Annotated in this window: 10 protein-coding genes; 5 read left to right on the forward strand and 5 right to left on the reverse strand. The window is 72.9% G+C overall.

From position 1 onward, the window contains the following. Window positions 1-130: 130 nt before the first annotated feature. From norA to LX15_RS13705, 5 genes are all read right to left on the reverse strand, one after another. On the reverse strand, window positions 131-235 hold the full coding sequence (gene norA, locus LX15_RS33845) for a noursin family copper-binding tricyclic lanthipeptide (protein WP_443729318.1): 105 nt from the start codon (window positions 233-235) through the stop codon (window positions 131-133). 164 nt (window positions 236-399) lie between these two features. Next, window positions 400-3,123 (reverse strand): class III lanthionine synthetase LanKC, encoded by a 2,724-nt coding sequence (gene lanKC / locus LX15_RS13690; protein ID WP_253669945.1) that lies wholly within the window; start codon window positions 3,121-3,123, stop codon window positions 400-402. A 116-nt stretch (window positions 3,124-3,239) separates the two neighbouring features. Continuing rightward, window positions 3,240-3,914 (reverse strand): LuxR C-terminal-related transcriptional regulator, encoded by a 675-nt coding sequence (locus LX15_RS13695; RefSeq protein ID WP_253669946.1) that lies wholly within the window; start codon window positions 3,912-3,914, stop codon window positions 3,240-3,242. Between the two features lie 526 nt (window positions 3,915-4,440). Beyond that, window positions 4,441-5,277 (reverse strand): NAD(P)-dependent oxidoreductase, encoded by an 837-nt coding sequence (locus LX15_RS13700; RefSeq protein ID WP_253669947.1) that lies wholly within the window; start codon window positions 5,275-5,277, stop codon window positions 4,441-4,443. Window positions 5,278-5,503: 226 nt separating this feature from the next. Next, window positions 5,504-6,859, reverse strand: a complete 1,356-nt coding sequence (locus tag LX15_RS13705; protein ID WP_253669948.1) for an NsdA family TPR-like regulatory protein — start codon at window positions 6,857-6,859, stop codon at window positions 5,504-5,506. A gap of 192 nt (window positions 6,860-7,051) precedes the next feature. Between LX15_RS13705 and LX15_RS13710 the strand changes: the two genes are divergently transcribed. From LX15_RS13710 to LX15_RS13730, 5 genes are all read left to right on the forward strand, one after another. Beyond that, on the forward strand, window positions 7,052-8,155 hold the full coding sequence (locus LX15_RS13710) for a glycosyl transferase family 9 (RefSeq protein ID WP_253669949.1): 1,104 nt from the start codon (window positions 7,052-7,054) through the stop codon (window positions 8,153-8,155). A 1,167-nt stretch (window positions 8,156-9,322) separates the two neighbouring features. Beyond that, window positions 9,323-11,911 carry a class III lanthionine synthetase LanKC gene (gene lanKC / locus LX15_RS13715; protein ID WP_253669950.1) on the forward strand — a complete coding sequence of 863 codons (2,589 nt, stop codon included), beginning with the start codon at window positions 9,323-9,325 and terminating at the stop codon, window positions 11,909-11,911. A gap of 360 nt (window positions 11,912-12,271) precedes the next feature. Next, window positions 12,272-13,804 (forward strand): class I adenylate-forming enzyme family protein, encoded by a 1,533-nt coding sequence (locus LX15_RS13720; RefSeq protein WP_253669951.1) that lies wholly within the window; start codon window positions 12,272-12,274, stop codon window positions 13,802-13,804. 2 nt (window positions 13,805-13,806) lie between these two features. Beyond that, window positions 13,807-15,069, forward strand: coding sequence for a beta-ketoacyl-ACP synthase II (fabF, locus tag LX15_RS13725; protein WP_253669952.1), 1,263 nt, complete (start codon window positions 13,807-13,809; stop codon window positions 15,067-15,069). A gap of 108 nt (window positions 15,070-15,177) precedes the next feature. Next, the gene (locus LX15_RS13730) at window positions 15,178-15,798 is read left to right on the forward strand and encodes a GNAT family N-acetyltransferase (protein ID WP_253669953.1); all 621 of its coding nucleotides are present in this window, start codon (window positions 15,178-15,180) and stop codon (window positions 15,796-15,798) included. Window positions 15,799-15,817 lie beyond the last annotated feature (19 nt).

Below are 15,817 nucleotides of genomic sequence, written 5' to 3' on the forward strand. Positions count from 1 at the left end.
CGGGGCGGGCGGGGACGACGCGCGGGGCGTCGTCGGACCCGCGGGGTGGGTGCCGGCCGGCGGGCGCGTGGGCGCCGACAGGGACCGGTTCGACAGTTGCCCTGCCCGCCGGCCGACCGGATCAGTCACCTCACGGGCACGGGAGCCCGTGGAGGGGCGTGCTCAGCACGTCGCTCGGGTTCGGCGCGGGGCCGTGCCTGGGCTCCAGCTCCTGGAGCTCCAGGATCGTGGTCATCTGGTCACCTCCTCTCGGGACGGGGGCGGGGGTCCACCGCACGGCCGGCGCGGCCTCCGGGGAGGGAGGAGTCCGGAGCGCGTCGTCCGTGGTGGTCTCGGGGCGCCGGGCCGGTGTGCTCCGGTGGCGCGGTGGGGAGCCCTGGCGCGCGGCGGCGGTGCGTGTCATCGCGCGCCGCTTCCGCACCGGGGCGCGGGGAGTCCGACCCAGTGGCCCCCGTTGGTTTCCGGCTCCGCGTCGAGCGGGTCGGTGCCGACGGGCAGGAACGGCAGGAAGCCGGGGCGGTTCTCGAAGACGGTGGCCAGGGCGAGGAGCACGCCGGCCGCGCCGGTCCCCAGGTCCGTCGAGAGCCGGAACAGTTGCTCGCCGGGGAAGGCGAGCCGGCCGCGGTGGAACTCCGCGTGCCAGGACAGGCGGCGCAGGTGGGCGCGGACCGCCGGGTTCGCCAGCGGGGGTTGGTCCCCGAGCACGGCGGCCGTGGCGAGCAGCCCGGCGTGGCCGGAGAACAACCCGGGGAAGGCCACCGACTGGACGCGGCAGGTGCGGCGGACGCGGTCCAGGGCGTGCGCGAACCGCTCGTCGTGCCGGTGGCGGAGGAACTCCCGCAGCACCAGGCCGATGCCGGCGGCCCCGGAGTGGAGGGAGGGCAGGGCGTCGCCGCCCTCGACGACGTGCAGGGCGCCGCCGGCTCCGACCCGGCAGCGCGCCAGGTCCGCCCGCAACGCGGTGGCCGCGAGGTCGAGGAACGCGGTGTCCAGCGTGTCGCGGTAGCAGTGCAGGAAGAACAGGGCGATGCCGGCCCCGCCGTGGGCCAGGCCCGCGCGTGGGGACGGGTCGCCGCGCTCGTCCGCTCCCACCATCTGGTCGGCGAGCTGGTCGGCGACCACCAGGGCGCTGCGGCGCAGCACGACGTCGTCGGTGGCGTGCCCGAAGTGCAGCAGGTTCAGGCCGATGCCGGCCAGTCCGCCGAAGAGCCCCCGCGCGGGGACCCCGCCGCTCATCAGCTCGACCGCCCTGTCCAGCACGGACAGCGCGGCGGCGCGCCGGCCGAGCTGGTCGAGGGTGAAGGCGACGCCGTGCAGCCCGGTGTAGAACCCGGGGCGCGGGGTGTCCCAGTCCTGGACGGCCCGCAGCAGCCAGTCGACGTGGTGCGGGTCGATGGGCGCGCCGGCGCTGGCGAGAGCGAGCAACACGCCGGCCGCTCCGTGGGCCAGGTTCACGCCTCCGGAGCGGAACTGTTCGACGTCGCCGGGAAAGAGGCGGTCCCTGCGCAGCGGGGTCGCGCTGGCGAGCACGCCGTGCGCGATCGACCGGAGCAGGACCGGCCAGTCGGAGGGGCCGGGGTCGGCCAGCGCCCGCCGCACCGCGCGCCGGGACTCGACCTCGACTGTCCTCAGTGGACGGTTTCGGCGCTGGCCCACCGCGGCCCCGGCCGTCCCGGCCGGCTCGGCCGGCTCGGGCGTCGCCGTGGCCCGCGTGGGGCGGAACTGCCGGCGCAGCTCGGTGAGGAGGGAGTCCGGCACCCCGAAGTCGTCGGCGAGGACGCCGAGGAAGAGTTCGGTCTTGTCGGGGTCGCGCACGCGCAGCACCGGCGCGAACGGCAGGAACATCCACAGCGCCACGCAGGCCATGGCGTGGTCGTCGATCGCGACGCCCACGCGGTCGGGCGGCGCGGCGAAGCCGGGCGCGCCCAGCGCCGCGTTCCGGCGCGAGCACACCGGCATGGCCTGTTCCAGGTCCACCAGGGCGACCCGGCCGTCCGGCCGCACGATGACGTTGGAGGGGTGCAGGTCGCCCACGACCAGTCCGCGCCGGTGCACGACGTCGACCGCGGCGCGCAGCCGGTCGAGGACGTCGAGCGCCCACGCCGTGAACGCGGCCACCCGCTCCCGGGAGGGGTCCGGCAGCGAGAACGGGTGGCGCGCCTCGACGCACCGGGTCAGGGGCTCGCCCTCGATGTGCTCCTCGACGAGGAAGTGGTGCTCCCAGCGGACGAAACCGCCGAGCACCGAGGGCACGACGTCCACATCGGACAGTCGTTCCAGCGCGGACCGCTCGCGGCGCAGCCGTTCCACGGCGTCGACGTCCTCGCCGTCGAGCCCGGCCAACGGGCGGGCCTCCTTGATCACGACCCGGCGCCCGCTCCTCGGGTCGACGGCGAGGTAGACGCCGCCGGCGTTGGAGAAGTGCAACGCCTCCCGCACCTGGTAGGGCAGGGTGACGCGGTCGGCGTCGCGGGCCGCGATCTGCTCGGCGAGCCGGGCGGGCACCTCCACCCACGACGGGACGCGGAACGCCACGCCGCGCGGGTCGGGCACCAGTCGCCCCGACGGGTCGGTCAGGGCGGGCACCAGCTCCCCGGTCTCGTCCATCCGGTGCCGACGGCGGAAGGCGCCGTAGCGGACGGACAGGGGGCCGGACCGCCACCGCAGGTCGCCGAGGACGTACGGGCCGGGTTGGCCGGACAGGGCCTCGCCGAGGGTGGTCAGCACGAGGTCCAGCTCGTCGACGCCGCCCGGGTAGAGCGTGCAGAACCTCCCGCTGGAGGCGCGGTCGGCGTGTTTCGAGTTGGCCAGGCGCACCGCGGCGACGCTGCGCAGGAACCTGAACGCCACCCGGTGTTCGACGCAGAAGTCCCGCACAACCGCGAGAACCTCGGCGCAATTCGTCACGTGCGCCGAGACGTGCACTTTCCACCCCTGGTCGGGAAGTCGCCGGCCGGGCGGGAGGAGGAACACCCACGTTCCCCGCTCCGCGCGGTCCCACCCGGCCGGCGGTTCCTGGTCCGCCAACGCGAACCGGCTGTCCGAGTCGTCCCACCACCGCACGCTGTCGTAGAAATTCTCGTCCGCCAGGCAGTGCAGCAGGTAGAACGCCGCGAGGTCCATCGAATGCGCTCCCGTTTCCGGCCGATTTCGGTCGTCGCCGCCCCCGGGGAAAACGGTCTCCGAGCGCCTCGCGCCGGCACAGTCCCCGAATATGGAGACTTGAGCGCGTCACCCGGTCAGTCGAGCATTCGCTGCAACTGGGCCTGTCGGGCCAGCCTGGCGAGCTGCACCGGCCCGACCACCGCGAACTTCGTCCTGATCCGCCGGGCGTAGGTCTCCACCGTGCCCACGGCCACGCCCATCCTGCGCGCGGCCTGGGCGTGGGTGAGCCCGTCGGCCAGGTGGCGCAGCAGCTCGGCCTCCCTGGGGGCCAGCCGGGGCGCCCCGGTGCTCGGCGCGGAGTGCCGCAACAGCTCCGCCACGGGTCCGCCCAGGTAGGGCTGGCCGTCGGCGACCCGGCGGACCGCGTCGCGCACCGCCTGCTCCGGGGCGTCGGTGGTCAGGTACCCGTCCGCGCCGGCGTCGAGCAGGGCCAGGGTCGCCGCCATCAGCACGGAGCTGCACAGCAGCAGGACACGGCTGCGCCCCGCCAGGTCGTTGGCCAGGGTGAGCAGGCCCAGGTCGCGCCGGGAGTGGACGCCGAGCACGAGCACGTCGAAGCCCGCCACCTCGTCCACCCGGGAAACACCGGAGAAGCACCGGACCGTGCGGATCTCGGGGGCGACGGAGAGCATGGCCGGGATTCCTCTGCGGACGACGGCTCTGCCGTCCACCACCGCGACGGTGATTCGGCGGTGCCGTTCCCGGCCCGCCGTCCCCGCCGCGTTCGCGAACTCGTGCGTGACTGACATTCTCACGCTCCCTCGTGGAAAAAGTTTGACCGCCCCGAACGGGGCTCGGTAAGCGTTTGCCCGACGATTCCGCGCAGCCCGGAGCCACCACCTCGTTGGTGAGCGCGAGGCGGACGTGAGAGTTTTTCGGATTGGTTCCCGAAACCTCCGTCGCCCCGATTGTTTTCCGTACCGACGCGGTTAGTTGACCTTGAACTGGTCAGTAGGGGGAGTCCTTCCCCTCATGTTCACTCGTTTGGGGCATCAAGTCCGGGGTGTCGGCCCGGTCTCCCGCGTCGGAGTGTCGCCCTCTCGCCGATCGGGGGACCGTCCACAGTGGTGTCGTGCGGAGGCCGATGTGCTGTGCGTGCTCAGGGCTTTCCCGCGCCGGAAGGGCGAGAAGAAGCGTCCCCGCCCCGGAGAGCGGAGGGTGGGCGGCCGTTTCTCCTTGACGTGGCAAGGAAAACGCCCATCGGCGGGAGCGCGACCGGAGAGGGACAGGGATTCCCTCGTCGCGCTCCCGCCGATCCGGCGGGGGGAGCGGGAACTAGCCGTGCAGGTGGAGCTGGCGCAGGACCCTGGCCACCGGCGCGGCGGCCTCGTCCTTCTCGCAGCCCCACACCGTGAGCACGCTCGCCGTCGCCTGCGCCAGCTCCGCCGGCAGCCCCGCGGCGTCGAGCGCCCTCGCGACCTCGTCCATCTCCGGAGCCCACCGCCAGGCCCGCGCCGCGACGCTGGGCAGGTAGGCGCGGTCGGCCAACAGCCGCGTCGGCATCCGCTCGGCCTCGGCGAGCAGGGCGTCGGTGACCCCGTGTTGGTCGGCCAGCGCGTGGGCGACCGCCGCCAGCGTGCGGCTGGCCTTCTGGAACGACGCGAACGCCATCTTCAACGCGCTCGCCCTGCCCAGCTCGTCGCCCAGGCGCACCGGCTGCAACCGGGTCCCCGCCACCACCCGCGCGGTCGCCCTGGTGGCCAGGCGCGGCCCGGACAGGTACAGCCGCGCGGTGCTGGTCTCGCCGGGCGGCTGGCCGATGATCGAGGCGTCCACGGCGGTGGCCCCGCCGGACCCGGCGATCGCGGCGATCCGCCGGGCCCGTTCGGGGCTCACCGCGTTGGCGTCGACGTACACGCCGGTGTAGCCGAGCCAGGCCACCTCCCGCGCCACGTCCTCGGCGGCCACGGGGGGACAGATCGACAGCACGACGGCCGCCCTGTCCAACGCCGTCGGCAGGTCCGTGGTGACCAGCCCCAGCTCCTCCGCCCGCGCCCGCGTCCGCGCGCTGCGCCCCGCCGGGCAGCACAGCACGGTGTGCCCGTTCCGCCGGATCTCCGCGGCCACGGCGGAGCCCATCGCACCGGGGTGCAGCAGCGCCACGGTCGTCATCGAAGCTCACCCGCCGACGAGCCCCGCACCGTCCGCACCGCCCGTGACGGCCGCGCTCGGCGCGCGACGGGGACGGGCGGCCAGGACGGGGTCCAGGACCTGGTGCGGGGCGGCGGGCTGGCGGTGGACTTCACCTCGGGACCTCCCGGACGGCGGTGGGTGTCACGGCGGCGTCACAGCGGAACTACCCGGCGCGGGCGGGGTGTCAACGCCCGGCGGGGGGCTCTCACCCCGCACCGCCGGGCAGGGCGGGCGCCGTCGGCGCGCCGCAGAAGGTGAGGATCTGGTCGCGCAGGTCCAGCGCGAGGGCGCTCGTCTGGTAGTGCGGCCGCCGCAACGCGTTCGCGACCTGCCGCAACCGCCGGTGCACGCTGTCGGTGCGTCGCCGACCGGACATCACCATGACCTCCTGCACCTGTTCGGCGGCGCCCTCCAGGTCGTGCCGGCCGAGCCGGGCGGCGGCCAGGTCGAGCCGGGCCAGGCACAGCTCGCCCAGACGGCGGTGCTCCGGCGGGTCCTCCTGGTACAGCGCCACCGCCTCGGCGGCCTGCTGTTCGGCGAGGACGAGATCCGCCTGCTCGCCGAGCCACAGCCGCGAGGTGGCCGAGTAGAAGGTCTGCTTGGCGACGGGGAAGGCCAGCATGCCTCCCGGATCGTCCTCGCCGCGCACCTCGTTACGGGCCTGTTCGGCGCGGCGCAACGCGTCCTCCGCGGCCCTGCGGTCCCGCAGCCGCGCCTGGGCCCTGGCCTCGATCGCGGCCAGCCGCACCCGCGCGGTGCCGGCCTCCGGCAGGTAGCGCCAGCCGTCCACGGCCAGGTCGACCGCCATCCTCGGCCGCTCGTCCCAGTACGCCACCAGGCTCTGCGTCCCCCTGATCCACGCGCGCAGGGCGTTGTTGCCGGCCAGCTCCGCGCACAGGAACGCCGTGCGCGCCTGCGTCTCGGCCGCCGCCAGCCATCCCAGGTCGAACGACGCGTTGGCCAGGACCCCGCAGAGCACCCCGGCCACCAGGTACAGCTCCCGGGTCTGCCGAGGGTGCTGCCGTCCCTCCAACAGCTCGAAGATGCGGTTGCGCAGCTCGCGCAGCTCCACGAACACCGGGTACACCGGCCGCGTCGGGTAGGTGGCGACGATCCGCGCCGCGTCGGCGCGGAACTGCTCCAACGTGTGCGGCCCGACGTTGGTCTGCTCCGCGAACTGCCCGAACCGGGCGGACTCCACCGCTGCCATGGCGATCTCCCTCTCCCACGACGCCGTCGTCGCTGTCTCCACACCCCCCTCGGCGGCGACGGAGGACGTGGCCTCGGGACCGCCGGGGACGGGGTCGGGTTGCGGGGGGCCGAAGAGCACCTCCGCCGGCTCGCCGAACATGTGCTCCAGGACCCGGCACGTCGCCGGGTGGGGTAAGCCGCCGAGCCGGCCGGAGAACCACCGGCTGGCGTGCCGCTCGGACACGGCGAGCGGGCGGCCGACCCGTTGCGAGGCCGCGTGGAACTCGGCGCAGAACTCCTGGGTGGTCAGCCGGCGTTGGCGGACGAGCTGTTCGACGCGCGTGCGGGGGACGGGGTGGGTGCCACGCATGTCGCCACCCCCTTGTGGCAGGCTCCGGACGTCGGGGACACCCTCCACCCTAGGAAGTGAACGGGGTGTTCCCGGCGCGCGAACGCCAGATGTCCCCCGTGTGTCCGGCAGATGTCCCCCTTGGTCGGTGCGATGTCCGGGTGATCACCCGCACAGTTCAGGCGGCGACCGAGGGTGACGGAGGTGGGCGCGGTGCGGACGGAGCAGGCGGTGCGGTCCGGTCAGACGGCGATCCGGTGGCAGGTCCAGGACGTCCGGTGGCACCGAGGGGGCCGCCAACTCGTGCCGGTGGAGCACGCGCCGTTCGGGCGCGTGCTGCCCTACCGCAGGGCAGCGGGGCAGACGCCCCTGCCGGGCTGCCTGCCGCTGGTGCGGTCCAGGGGGTGGTTGGCCGACCTCGGCCAGCAGGGGCTGGCGGACATGCTGCTCGGGCTGTCGGCGGTGGTCGCGCTCCGCGAGGTGACGCCGGGGCTGTCATTGCACTACAGCGGTCCCCGCGCGCGGCTGATGCGGCGGTGTTCGATACCGATGACCACCACCGAGGGGTGGGGACCCCACATCGTGCGCACCGGCACCCGGTCGCCGGTGCGGTTCCGGGTCGACGCCGAGGAGCCCCCGGCGTGGCTGGACCACCTGGCCCCCGGCCAGGTCGAGGTGCACGGCGCGCTCCCCATGCGGCACTACCTGGCGATGGAGCAGCAGCTCGGCCTGCGGCTGTCGTTGGACGACACCCCGGCGCCGACGTTCCGCTCCGAGGAGCGCGCGGTGCCGTGGCACGCGGTCCTGGTGCTGTGCGCCGGCTCGTCCCGCTCCAGCTACGGCTCCGCCGAGTTCGCCGCCGTCGCCGCCGAGATGATGCGCACGCGCAGCGCGCCGTGGCGGTTCACGGCGGTCGTGCCGCGCACCCTGCGCTCCGTCCCGGAGCTGGAGGAGATGTCGGCGCAGGTCGTGCACGCGCCGGACCCCGCCGACTGCGTGGACCTGTTCGCGTCGGCCGAGGTGGTGGTCGGGGTCGACAACGGGCTGACGCAGCTCGCCGGGCTGACCGTCCGGCCGGACGGCTCGGGGCCCGAGGTGGTCGGGCTGTACGCCAGGCGCTCGCACACGAAGTGGATCACCGGCTCGCGGCGGCACCACGCCGTGGCGACCCGGTTCTCCCAGATGGTGGCCCTGGCCGACCGCTCGCCGGACCGGGACGAGTTCGACGAGGCGGTGTGGGGCGACGCCGCCGACCTGCGGTGCGTTCCCCGGTCGAGGGTGGCCGACTTCGCGGGCCGGTGCGCGGGCTGGTGGTGACGTCGGACCGGGTCACCGTCCGCGATCGCTCCACTGAGGACAGACCTTTTGTCTACTGAGGATGCTGATTGCTCCGTTTCGAACGGTTTGCCCCGTAGGGGTGTTGGGACGTCCTCAGTGGACTCGTGTGGTGCTGACGCCGTCGGGGGCAGGAGTGGGAGGGTGGGGGACGCGGCGGCGGTCGGGGCTGAGGGGAAGGGTCCCGGCCGCCGCCGCGGCGTGTCGTCGTCGGGGCGGCGCGGGCGACGAGGGCGGCGCGGACGCTGGCCCCGCACGGGTGGCACCGCCCCACCGCTTCCCCGATACGCGCTCATCGGGTGATCCGAGGTCTCCCACAATGCGGGAGAACTTGTACGGCGAACAAGAAGGAAGCGAATATTGGCGCGTCACCGCTGGTTTTCCTGGGGTTCTCCCGCGCGTCGGGGCGCGGTTCCGGGTGTGACGCCGACGGTTTACGCCGACCGGGGGCGGAGCGCGTCCCCCTGACCGGGTGGGTCCCCCACTGGTGTTACCCCCGGTAACGGAAAGACCGGCCGATCGGTCGAGGACGGAACGGTGTACTAGTTCTCGGGAACTAGGCGAATCAGTCCCTCCGAGGTATGCGCGAACGGGTTGTGACACTTACAGTCATCGCCTCGAGAGGTCGTTCTCGTGCGAAGGGAGGGAAACGGGGTGAACACCTCCTGCTTCGCCGTGAATCGCGGTTACGTGCTCCGAACGGAGTAGCAATGGTTTCGTTCGCGATTCCGGGTCGCCGCCTTTACATGGTTGCGGAGTCAAGGTAGCGTCGCCGGCGAAGCGAAACGGGCCGAGAACAGGTCGGGCCGCCTGGGGCCGGGCGGCGCACATCACCTGGGGGCTGGGGATGGTCTGGACAAGCGCGCCACCGCGGCGGCGGTCTCGTCGGCACGCCGCGCCACGCTCGACGCCGAGCCCGGCGCTGCCGGCGCTGCCGGGGTCGAGGGTCTCCTCGGCGCTCTGAGACACACTGTCTTCGCTGGTCACACGCGTGGTCGTGCGAGGTGGCCGCGTCGCGCCGGGCATCGCCCTCCTGGTCGTCGGGCGCGGTGTCACCCGAACGAACGCGTCGGCGTCGCGCCGTCGAACGGCGCGCCCGGCGTCGCGACGGCTTTCTTTCACAAAGCTTGCAGAGGTGCATTTCCGTTGATGCGTGAGCGGTACTCGCTGTTCGCTCTCGCCGATCCGGTCTTCTATGACTCGCCCACGCGCTGGCGTACCGACGAAAAACCGTTCGGCGCGGTGGGGCGGGCGTTGCCGGACGGTTTCGAGCGGTCCGACCGTGATTTCTGGGTTTCGGTGCGCCCCGCGGGCGGGGAACTGCCCGCGCAGGGCTGGAAGGTGCATGTCTCGGCGGCGATGGACAATGCCGAGGACGTGTTGGACCGCGTGTGGGAGTACTGCGTTCCCCGACGGATCGCGTTCAAGTTCCTGCGCGACAGGAACATGCTCTTCGTCCAGAACTCCAAGTACGCGCCCCGCGAGTCCAGCGGCAAGTTCGTCACCATCTACCCGACGGACGAGGAACAGCTCGGGACGCTGCTGACCGAGCTGTCGGCCGAACTCGCCGGGCAGCACGGCCCCTACGTGCTCAGCGACCTGCGCTGGGGCGAGGGTCCGCTGTACGTGCGCTACGGCGGCTTCGCCAGGATGGAGTGCACCGACGCCAACGGGGAGACCGTGCTCGCGGTCGAGCGGCCGGACGGCACGCTCGTGCCCGACCGCCGCGGCGGCGGCTTCACCGTCCCCGACTGGGTCACGCTGCCGGCCTTCCTGGAGCCCCACCTGGCCGCGCGGAAGTCCCGCTCCGCCGCTGACTTCCCCTACCGCGTCGTCCGGCCGCTGCACTTCTCCAACGCCGGCGGCGTGTACCTCGCCCGTCGCACCAGCGACGACCGCCAGGTCGTGCTGAAGGAGGGCCGCCCGCACGCCGGGCTGGACCGCGACGGCAGGGACGCGGTGGGCCGGCTGCTGCACGAGAAGGACATCCTGGAGCGGCTGCGCGGGGTGCCCGGCATCCCCGAGCTGCTCGACCACCACGTGGTGGACGGGCACCACTTCCTCGTGCTGGAGCACGTGCCCGGCGAGGTCGTCTGGCGCTGGGTCGGCCAGGAGAACCCGTTCGTCAACCCGGATGTCACCGAGGAGAGCGTCGCGGCCTACACGCGCCGCGCCCTCCGGGTGGTGGCCACGATCGAGGAGATCGTCGCCGAGGTGCACCGCAGGGGAGTGGTGCTCGGCGACCTGCACCCCGGCAACATCCTGGTCAGCGAGGACGACCGGGTCTGGCTCATCGACTTCGAGATCTCCACGCCCGCCGGGCGGCCGCACCGCCGGCCCCCGCTGGAGGTGGTGGGGTTCGCGCCGCCGTGGGCCGACCGCTCCGGGTTCGACGCCGACCGGCACGCGATGGCCGCCGTGCGGCTGTGGATGTTCATGCCCTTCCACCGCACCTGGGCGCTTGACTGGTCCAAAGTGGACCAGTTCGTGTCCGTTGTGGAGCGACGCTTCGACCTGCCGGAGGGCTACGGCGACTCGGTGCGCGCCGAGCTGGCCCCACGCCCCGGCGCGGTCCTGTCCCGGCTGCCCGACTACCGCCCGCTGCGGGTGGACGTCACCGCGGCCGAGCCGGACTGGGCCGCGATCACCGACTCGATGGTCAGGGGCATCCTGCGCAGCGCCACGCCGGAGCGGCGGGACCGGCTGTTCCCCGGCGACATGCGGCAGTTCACGCACGAGGGCGGCGGCCTGGGCTTCGCCTACGGCGCGGCCGGGGTGTTGTGGGCGTTGTCGGTGTGCGGCTTCGGGCGCCACCCGCGGCACGAGGAGTGGCTGCTCGACGCCCTGCGCCGACAACCGCCCACCCAGCCCGGCTTCTACACCGGACTGCACGGCATCGCCTACGTCCTGGACCACCTGGGTCACCACGACGTGGCGCTCGACCTGCTCGACAGGGCCGAGGAGCCGACGGCGCGGGTCACCGCGCCGGGGATGCTCAGCGGCCTGTCGGGAATCGGGCTGAACCTGTTGCGTTTCGCCGAGCGCACCGGCGACTCCCGTCACCGCGACCTGGCCTTCGCCTGCGCGCGGCGGCTGGCGGAGCGCTGGGAGCGCGGGGTGGGGCCACGGGAACCCGTCGGCCTCCTGGGCGGGTGGTCGGGAGCCGCGCTGTTCTTCCTCCGCGCCTACGAGGCCGGGGGAGACCGCTCCTTCCTGGACCTCGCGGTGCGCGCGTTGCACCGCGAACTCGACCACTGCGTGCGGACCCGCAACGGGTCGCTGCACGTCGAGGAGAAGGGCGTGCGGACGCTGGTCTACCTCGACGGGGGCAGCGGCGGCATCGGTCTGGTGGCCGGCGAGGTGCTGCGGCACGTCGAGGACGAGCGCCTGGCCGAGGCGCTGCCCGCGATCGTGCTGGCCTGCCAGCCCGAGTTCGTCGTGGAACCGCAGCTCTTCACCGGTTTGTCGGGCATTGTCGCCGCGTTGTCGCGCATGTCGGCCGGCGATTCCTCGACAGAAATTGGTGAGATTGTGGGGCTTCGCGCGAGGCGCCTTCTGTGGTATGCTGTTTCATATCAGGGAGAGGTTGCCTTTCCCGGAGGGCAGAGTTACAGGCTGTCCATGGATCTTGGCACCGGAACCGCCGGTGTGCTCCTGGGGATGACGAGCGCGAGAAATCGGAAGTTCGAGTTCCTTCCCTTTCTTGGCGACGGCGTCGCCCCGCCGGTCGCGACCTGACCGGAAGAAACACCACATGACCACCGCGCTCACTGGGGTGCGGTCTTGGTAACGCATTGTTGGGAGGAGGTGCACGACATGGAGAACGTTCTCGACCTTCAGGACATGGAGCTCGCTCCGGAGGACGACACCCTGCTGCCGGCCAGCTTCTCGAGCAACTCGTGCTGAGCAGGGCATGACCGGCGGGGCGGTCCGTCGCGACCGCCCCGTCACCGCCCGCGGGGCCGCCTGACCGGCGGCCCCGCGGCTGGGCCGCCCCGCGCGTCGGCACCGAGGGGGCGCTGACGGCACCGCGATGGGGGCGGCCTTTGTTCTCCCGTTCTGGCGGCACCGGCGAGAAACCGGCGACAAATGGGGTGGATGGCGATGATGTCCCGGCTGATCGGCGTCCGGTCCGGGCGTTCCGGACGTCAGGTCGAACGTGACGCGCTTCGGGTCGCCGCCGCCCTGCGTTCCCTGGGCGTCGCCGCCGGGGACCGCGTTCTCTTCTCCTCCGACAATCACGAGGAATACCTGACCGTCGTGCTCGCGGCGGCCCACCTCGACACCTCGCTCTTTCTCGTCGACCACCGCAGGACCGTGGCGGAGAAACAGCGTCTCGCGGAACGCGCGCGCGTGAGGTGGACGATTTCCGACAGCCAGGCCGACGTCGAGGCCGGCATCGGAGGGACGATTCTCCCCCTGGACGCGCTGGCGCCGGCCGACTGCCCTCGGCCCCTGGCCGACGGCCTGTCCTGGGACGCCTGGCGGCGCCGGCCGGACGCGATGCTGCTGTCCTCCTCGGGCTCCACCGGCGAACCCAAGATCATCGCGAAGTCGGGGCGCGCGTTCCTGGACAACCTGGAGCGCACCCGCAAGCTCATGGGCTACACCGAAGGCGACGTGCTGCTGCCGATCCTGCCCTTCTCCCACCAGTACGGGCTGTCGATCGCCGTGCTCGCCTGGATCAGCGGGGCCTCCCTGGTCGTGGGCCCCTACCGCCGGCTCGACCAGGTCGCCGAGGTGGCGGGATCGGCGGAGGCGACGATCACCGACGCCACGCCGGCCACCTACCGCAGCCTGCTCAACCTCCTCGACTACCGGCCCGCCCTGCGCGAGTGCTTCCGCGCGGTGCGGATGTGGTGCACGGGCGGAGCGCCGCTGGACCGCGCGCTCGCCCGGCGGTTCCGCGCCGAACTCGGCGCCCCCGTCCTGGACGGCTACGGCAGCAGCGAGGCGGGCAACGTCGCCTTCGCGACCCCGGACAACCCCGTCGCCTGTGGGCGGCTGCTCGACGGCGTGCGCGTGGCGATCCGCGACGAGCGGGGCGAGGACGTCCTGCCGGGCCAGGTCGGCGAGCTGTGGCTGGACACGCCCGACCTGATGAGCGGCTACCTCGACGACGCGGGCGAGCTGACGCCCACCGCTCCCGGCGAGTACCCGACGCACGACCTCGGGTACTGGGACCCCGAGGGCAACCTGCACGTGCTCGGCAGGAAGTTCGCCGTCCACCGGCTCGGCCACACCCTCTACCCGGAGGCGATCGAGCGCAGGGCGGAGGAGTGCGGCCGCCCGGTGCGCATCGTGGCCCTGGACGACGAGCGCAGGGGCAGCAGCCTCGTGTTCGTCGTCGAGGACGCGGAGGGGTCGCCGGCGCAGCGCTGGCGCCGGGAGTTCTCCGCGATCCTGCCGTCCTTCGAACAGCCCAACCACGTCGTGGTGGTGCCCCGGTTCCCGTTGAACGGCAACGGGAAGCCGGACGCTCACCGGCTGCGGGAGCTGGTGCTGCGCGAGCTGGCGACGTCCGCGCGGAGGGCGCCCTCGGTGCCGTCGCCGCGCTTCGGGTCGCCCGAGCAGCCCGTGCGCCGCCCCGAGCCAGCCGGCCGAGCCGAGCCCGACAGTCAGGAGACGTGACGATGTCACTGGAGGAACTGCGCAAACTCCGCCGGCGGGTGGTCGTGACCGGGTACGGGGTGGTCACGCCGATCGGCAACACCGTGGACGAGTACTGGGCGTCGTTGGTCGCGGGGCGCAGTGGCATCGGCCCCGTCCAGCGGTTCGACGCCTCGGACCTGCCCGTGCGGATCGCCGGTGAGGTCAAGGACTTCGACCCGGTCGACTACATGCCCAAGCCGCTGGCGCGCCGGCTGGACTCGTTCTCCCAGTACGGCCTGGCCGCCGCCGTGCAGGCCGCCGAGATGGCGAAGCTGCCCGTGGGCGAGGGGATGGGCGAGCGGACGGGCGTGATCGTCGGCTCCGGCTACGGCGCGGCCAACCTCGTCTTCGACAGCGTGCTGCGGATGCACGAGAAGGGGCCGAGGATCGTCAGCCCGATGTTCGCGGCCACCAGCGGCATCGACAACCCGGCCGGCGAGATCGCGATCCGGTTCGGCGCGACCGGCCCGTCCGGCGCGATGAGCACGGCCTGCGCCACCGGCAACACCTGCGTCGGCGAGGCCGCGCGCATGATCCAGTACGGTGTGGCGGACGTGATGTTCGCGGGCGCGACCGACAACTGCCTGAACCGGCTCGACGTCACCTCGACGGCGCGGGCGGGCGCGTTGTCGCAGCGCAACGACGAGCCGGAGAAGGCCAGTCGGCCCTTCGACGTCGACCGCGACGGGTTCGTGATGAGCGCGGGGGCGGGGGTGTTGGTGTTGGAGGAGGCCGGGCACGCCGAGCGCAGGGGCGCGCCGATCCTCGCCGAGTTCCTCGGCTACGGCGCCACCACCGACGCCCACCACATGACCGCCCCGCACCCCGAGGGCCTCGGCGCGAAGAACGCCATCCGGCGCGCGCTGGAGGACGCCGGCGTCGAACCGGACGAGATCGACTACGTCAACGCGCACGGCACGAGCACCAAGCTCAACGACACCGTCGAGCTGGGCGCGCTGCGCGAGGTGCTGGGCGAGCACGCCACCCGCATCCCGGTCAGCTCGGTGAAGTCCATGCAGGGCCACCTGATGGGCGCGGCCGGCGCGGTGGAGCTGGTGGCCACGATCGAGGCCATGCGCGCCGGGGTGGTGCCACCGACGATCAACCTCGACAACCCCGAGGTCACCGACTTCAACCTGGTGCCGCACCGGGCGCAGGAGTGGACGACGCGCACCGCGATGAGCAACTCGTTCGGTTTCGGCGGACGCAACGCCGTCGTCGTGGTGCGGCGGTACGAGGGCTGACCGTCGGTCGGGGCGGCGCGGTCACGGGGTCGAGCGGTCCCGACGGCGCCGCCGGCACGCTGGAGGGAAGAGGAACAGGTGAAGGGCGCTTTCGTTTCGCTGGAGGCGATGACCGACGAGGACTACGAGCTGTTGTCCCGGTGGTCGCGTGAGCGGATGGGCGTCTACTCGTCCAGCGGGCCGGAGTTCGTCGACGGCAGGGAGCTGAAGGAGAGCGCGCGCCGCGCCGGCCTCCACTACCTCATGGCCGTGGCGCACGACGGCCAGCGGGTCGGCGGCGTGAGCTGGTCGCAGGTCTCGCACGCCGGCAGCTACGAGGTGGGCCTGGGCATCGGCGACGCCGAGCGGTGGACGCTGGGCTACGGCATGGACGCGGCCGCGATCCTCCTGCGCTACCTGTTCCACGTCAGGAACGCGCGTCGCGTCCAGGCGATCATCGGTGACTACAACCGGAACATGTTGCAGTTCGTCGCCAAGGGCTTCATGACCGTCGAGGGCGTGCTGCGGGACTACTTCTTCCTGGACGGCGAGTACCACGACGCCGTGATCTGTTCGATCCTGCGTGACGAGTACTACGCGATGTCCGTGCCCGGTCTGCCGGAGGAGGACATCGACGTCATCTCCGCGCAGGAGAAGGCGCAGGCCAAACGGGTGCTCACCGACTGTCTCGCGCGCTCGGGAGACAGCTACCTGACCTCCCTGGTGAACCGCGCACGGCGCTCGTCGTGAGCCCGTCCCGGCCGTCGGC

This window comes from Streptoalloteichus tenebrarius (assembly GCF_024171885.1).
Classification (GTDB): Bacteria; Actinomycetota; Actinomycetes; order Mycobacteriales; family Pseudonocardiaceae; genus Streptoalloteichus; species Streptoalloteichus tenebrarius.

What these genes read in the sequence shown, in the direction of transcription:
- norA (WP_443729318.1), bottom strand. Translation starts at nt 235, where the DNA reads ATGACCACGATCCTGGAGCTCCAGGAGCTGGAGCCCAGGCACGGCCCC.
- lanKC (WP_253669945.1), bottom strand. Translation starts at nt 3,123, where the DNA reads ATGGACCTCGCGGCGTTCTACCTGCTGCACTGCCTGGCGGACGAGAAT.
- LX15_RS13695 (WP_253669946.1), bottom strand. Translation starts at nt 3,914, where the DNA reads ATGTCAGTCACGCACGAGTTCGCGAACGCGGCGGGGACGGCGGGCCGG.
- LX15_RS13700 (WP_253669947.1), bottom strand. Translation starts at nt 5,277, where the DNA reads ATGACGACCGTGGCGCTGCTGCACCCCGGTGCGATGGGCTCCGCCGTG.
- LX15_RS13705 (WP_253669948.1), bottom strand. Translation starts at nt 6,859, where the DNA reads ATGCGTGGCACCCACCCCGTCCCCCGCACGCGCGTCGAACAGCTCGTC.
- lanKC (WP_253669950.1), top strand. Translation starts at nt 9,323, where the DNA reads ATGCGTGAGCGGTACTCGCTGTTCGCTCTCGCCGATCCGGTCTTCTAT.
- LX15_RS13720 (WP_253669951.1), top strand. Translation starts at nt 12,272, where the DNA reads ATGGCGATGATGTCCCGGCTGATCGGCGTCCGGTCCGGGCGTTCCGGA.
- fabF (WP_253669952.1), top strand. Translation starts at nt 13,807, where the DNA reads ATGTCACTGGAGGAACTGCGCAAACTCCGCCGGCGGGTGGTCGTGACC.
- LX15_RS13730 (WP_253669953.1), top strand. Translation starts at nt 15,178, where the DNA reads ATGACCGACGAGGACTACGAGCTGTTGTCCCGGTGGTCGCGTGAGCGG.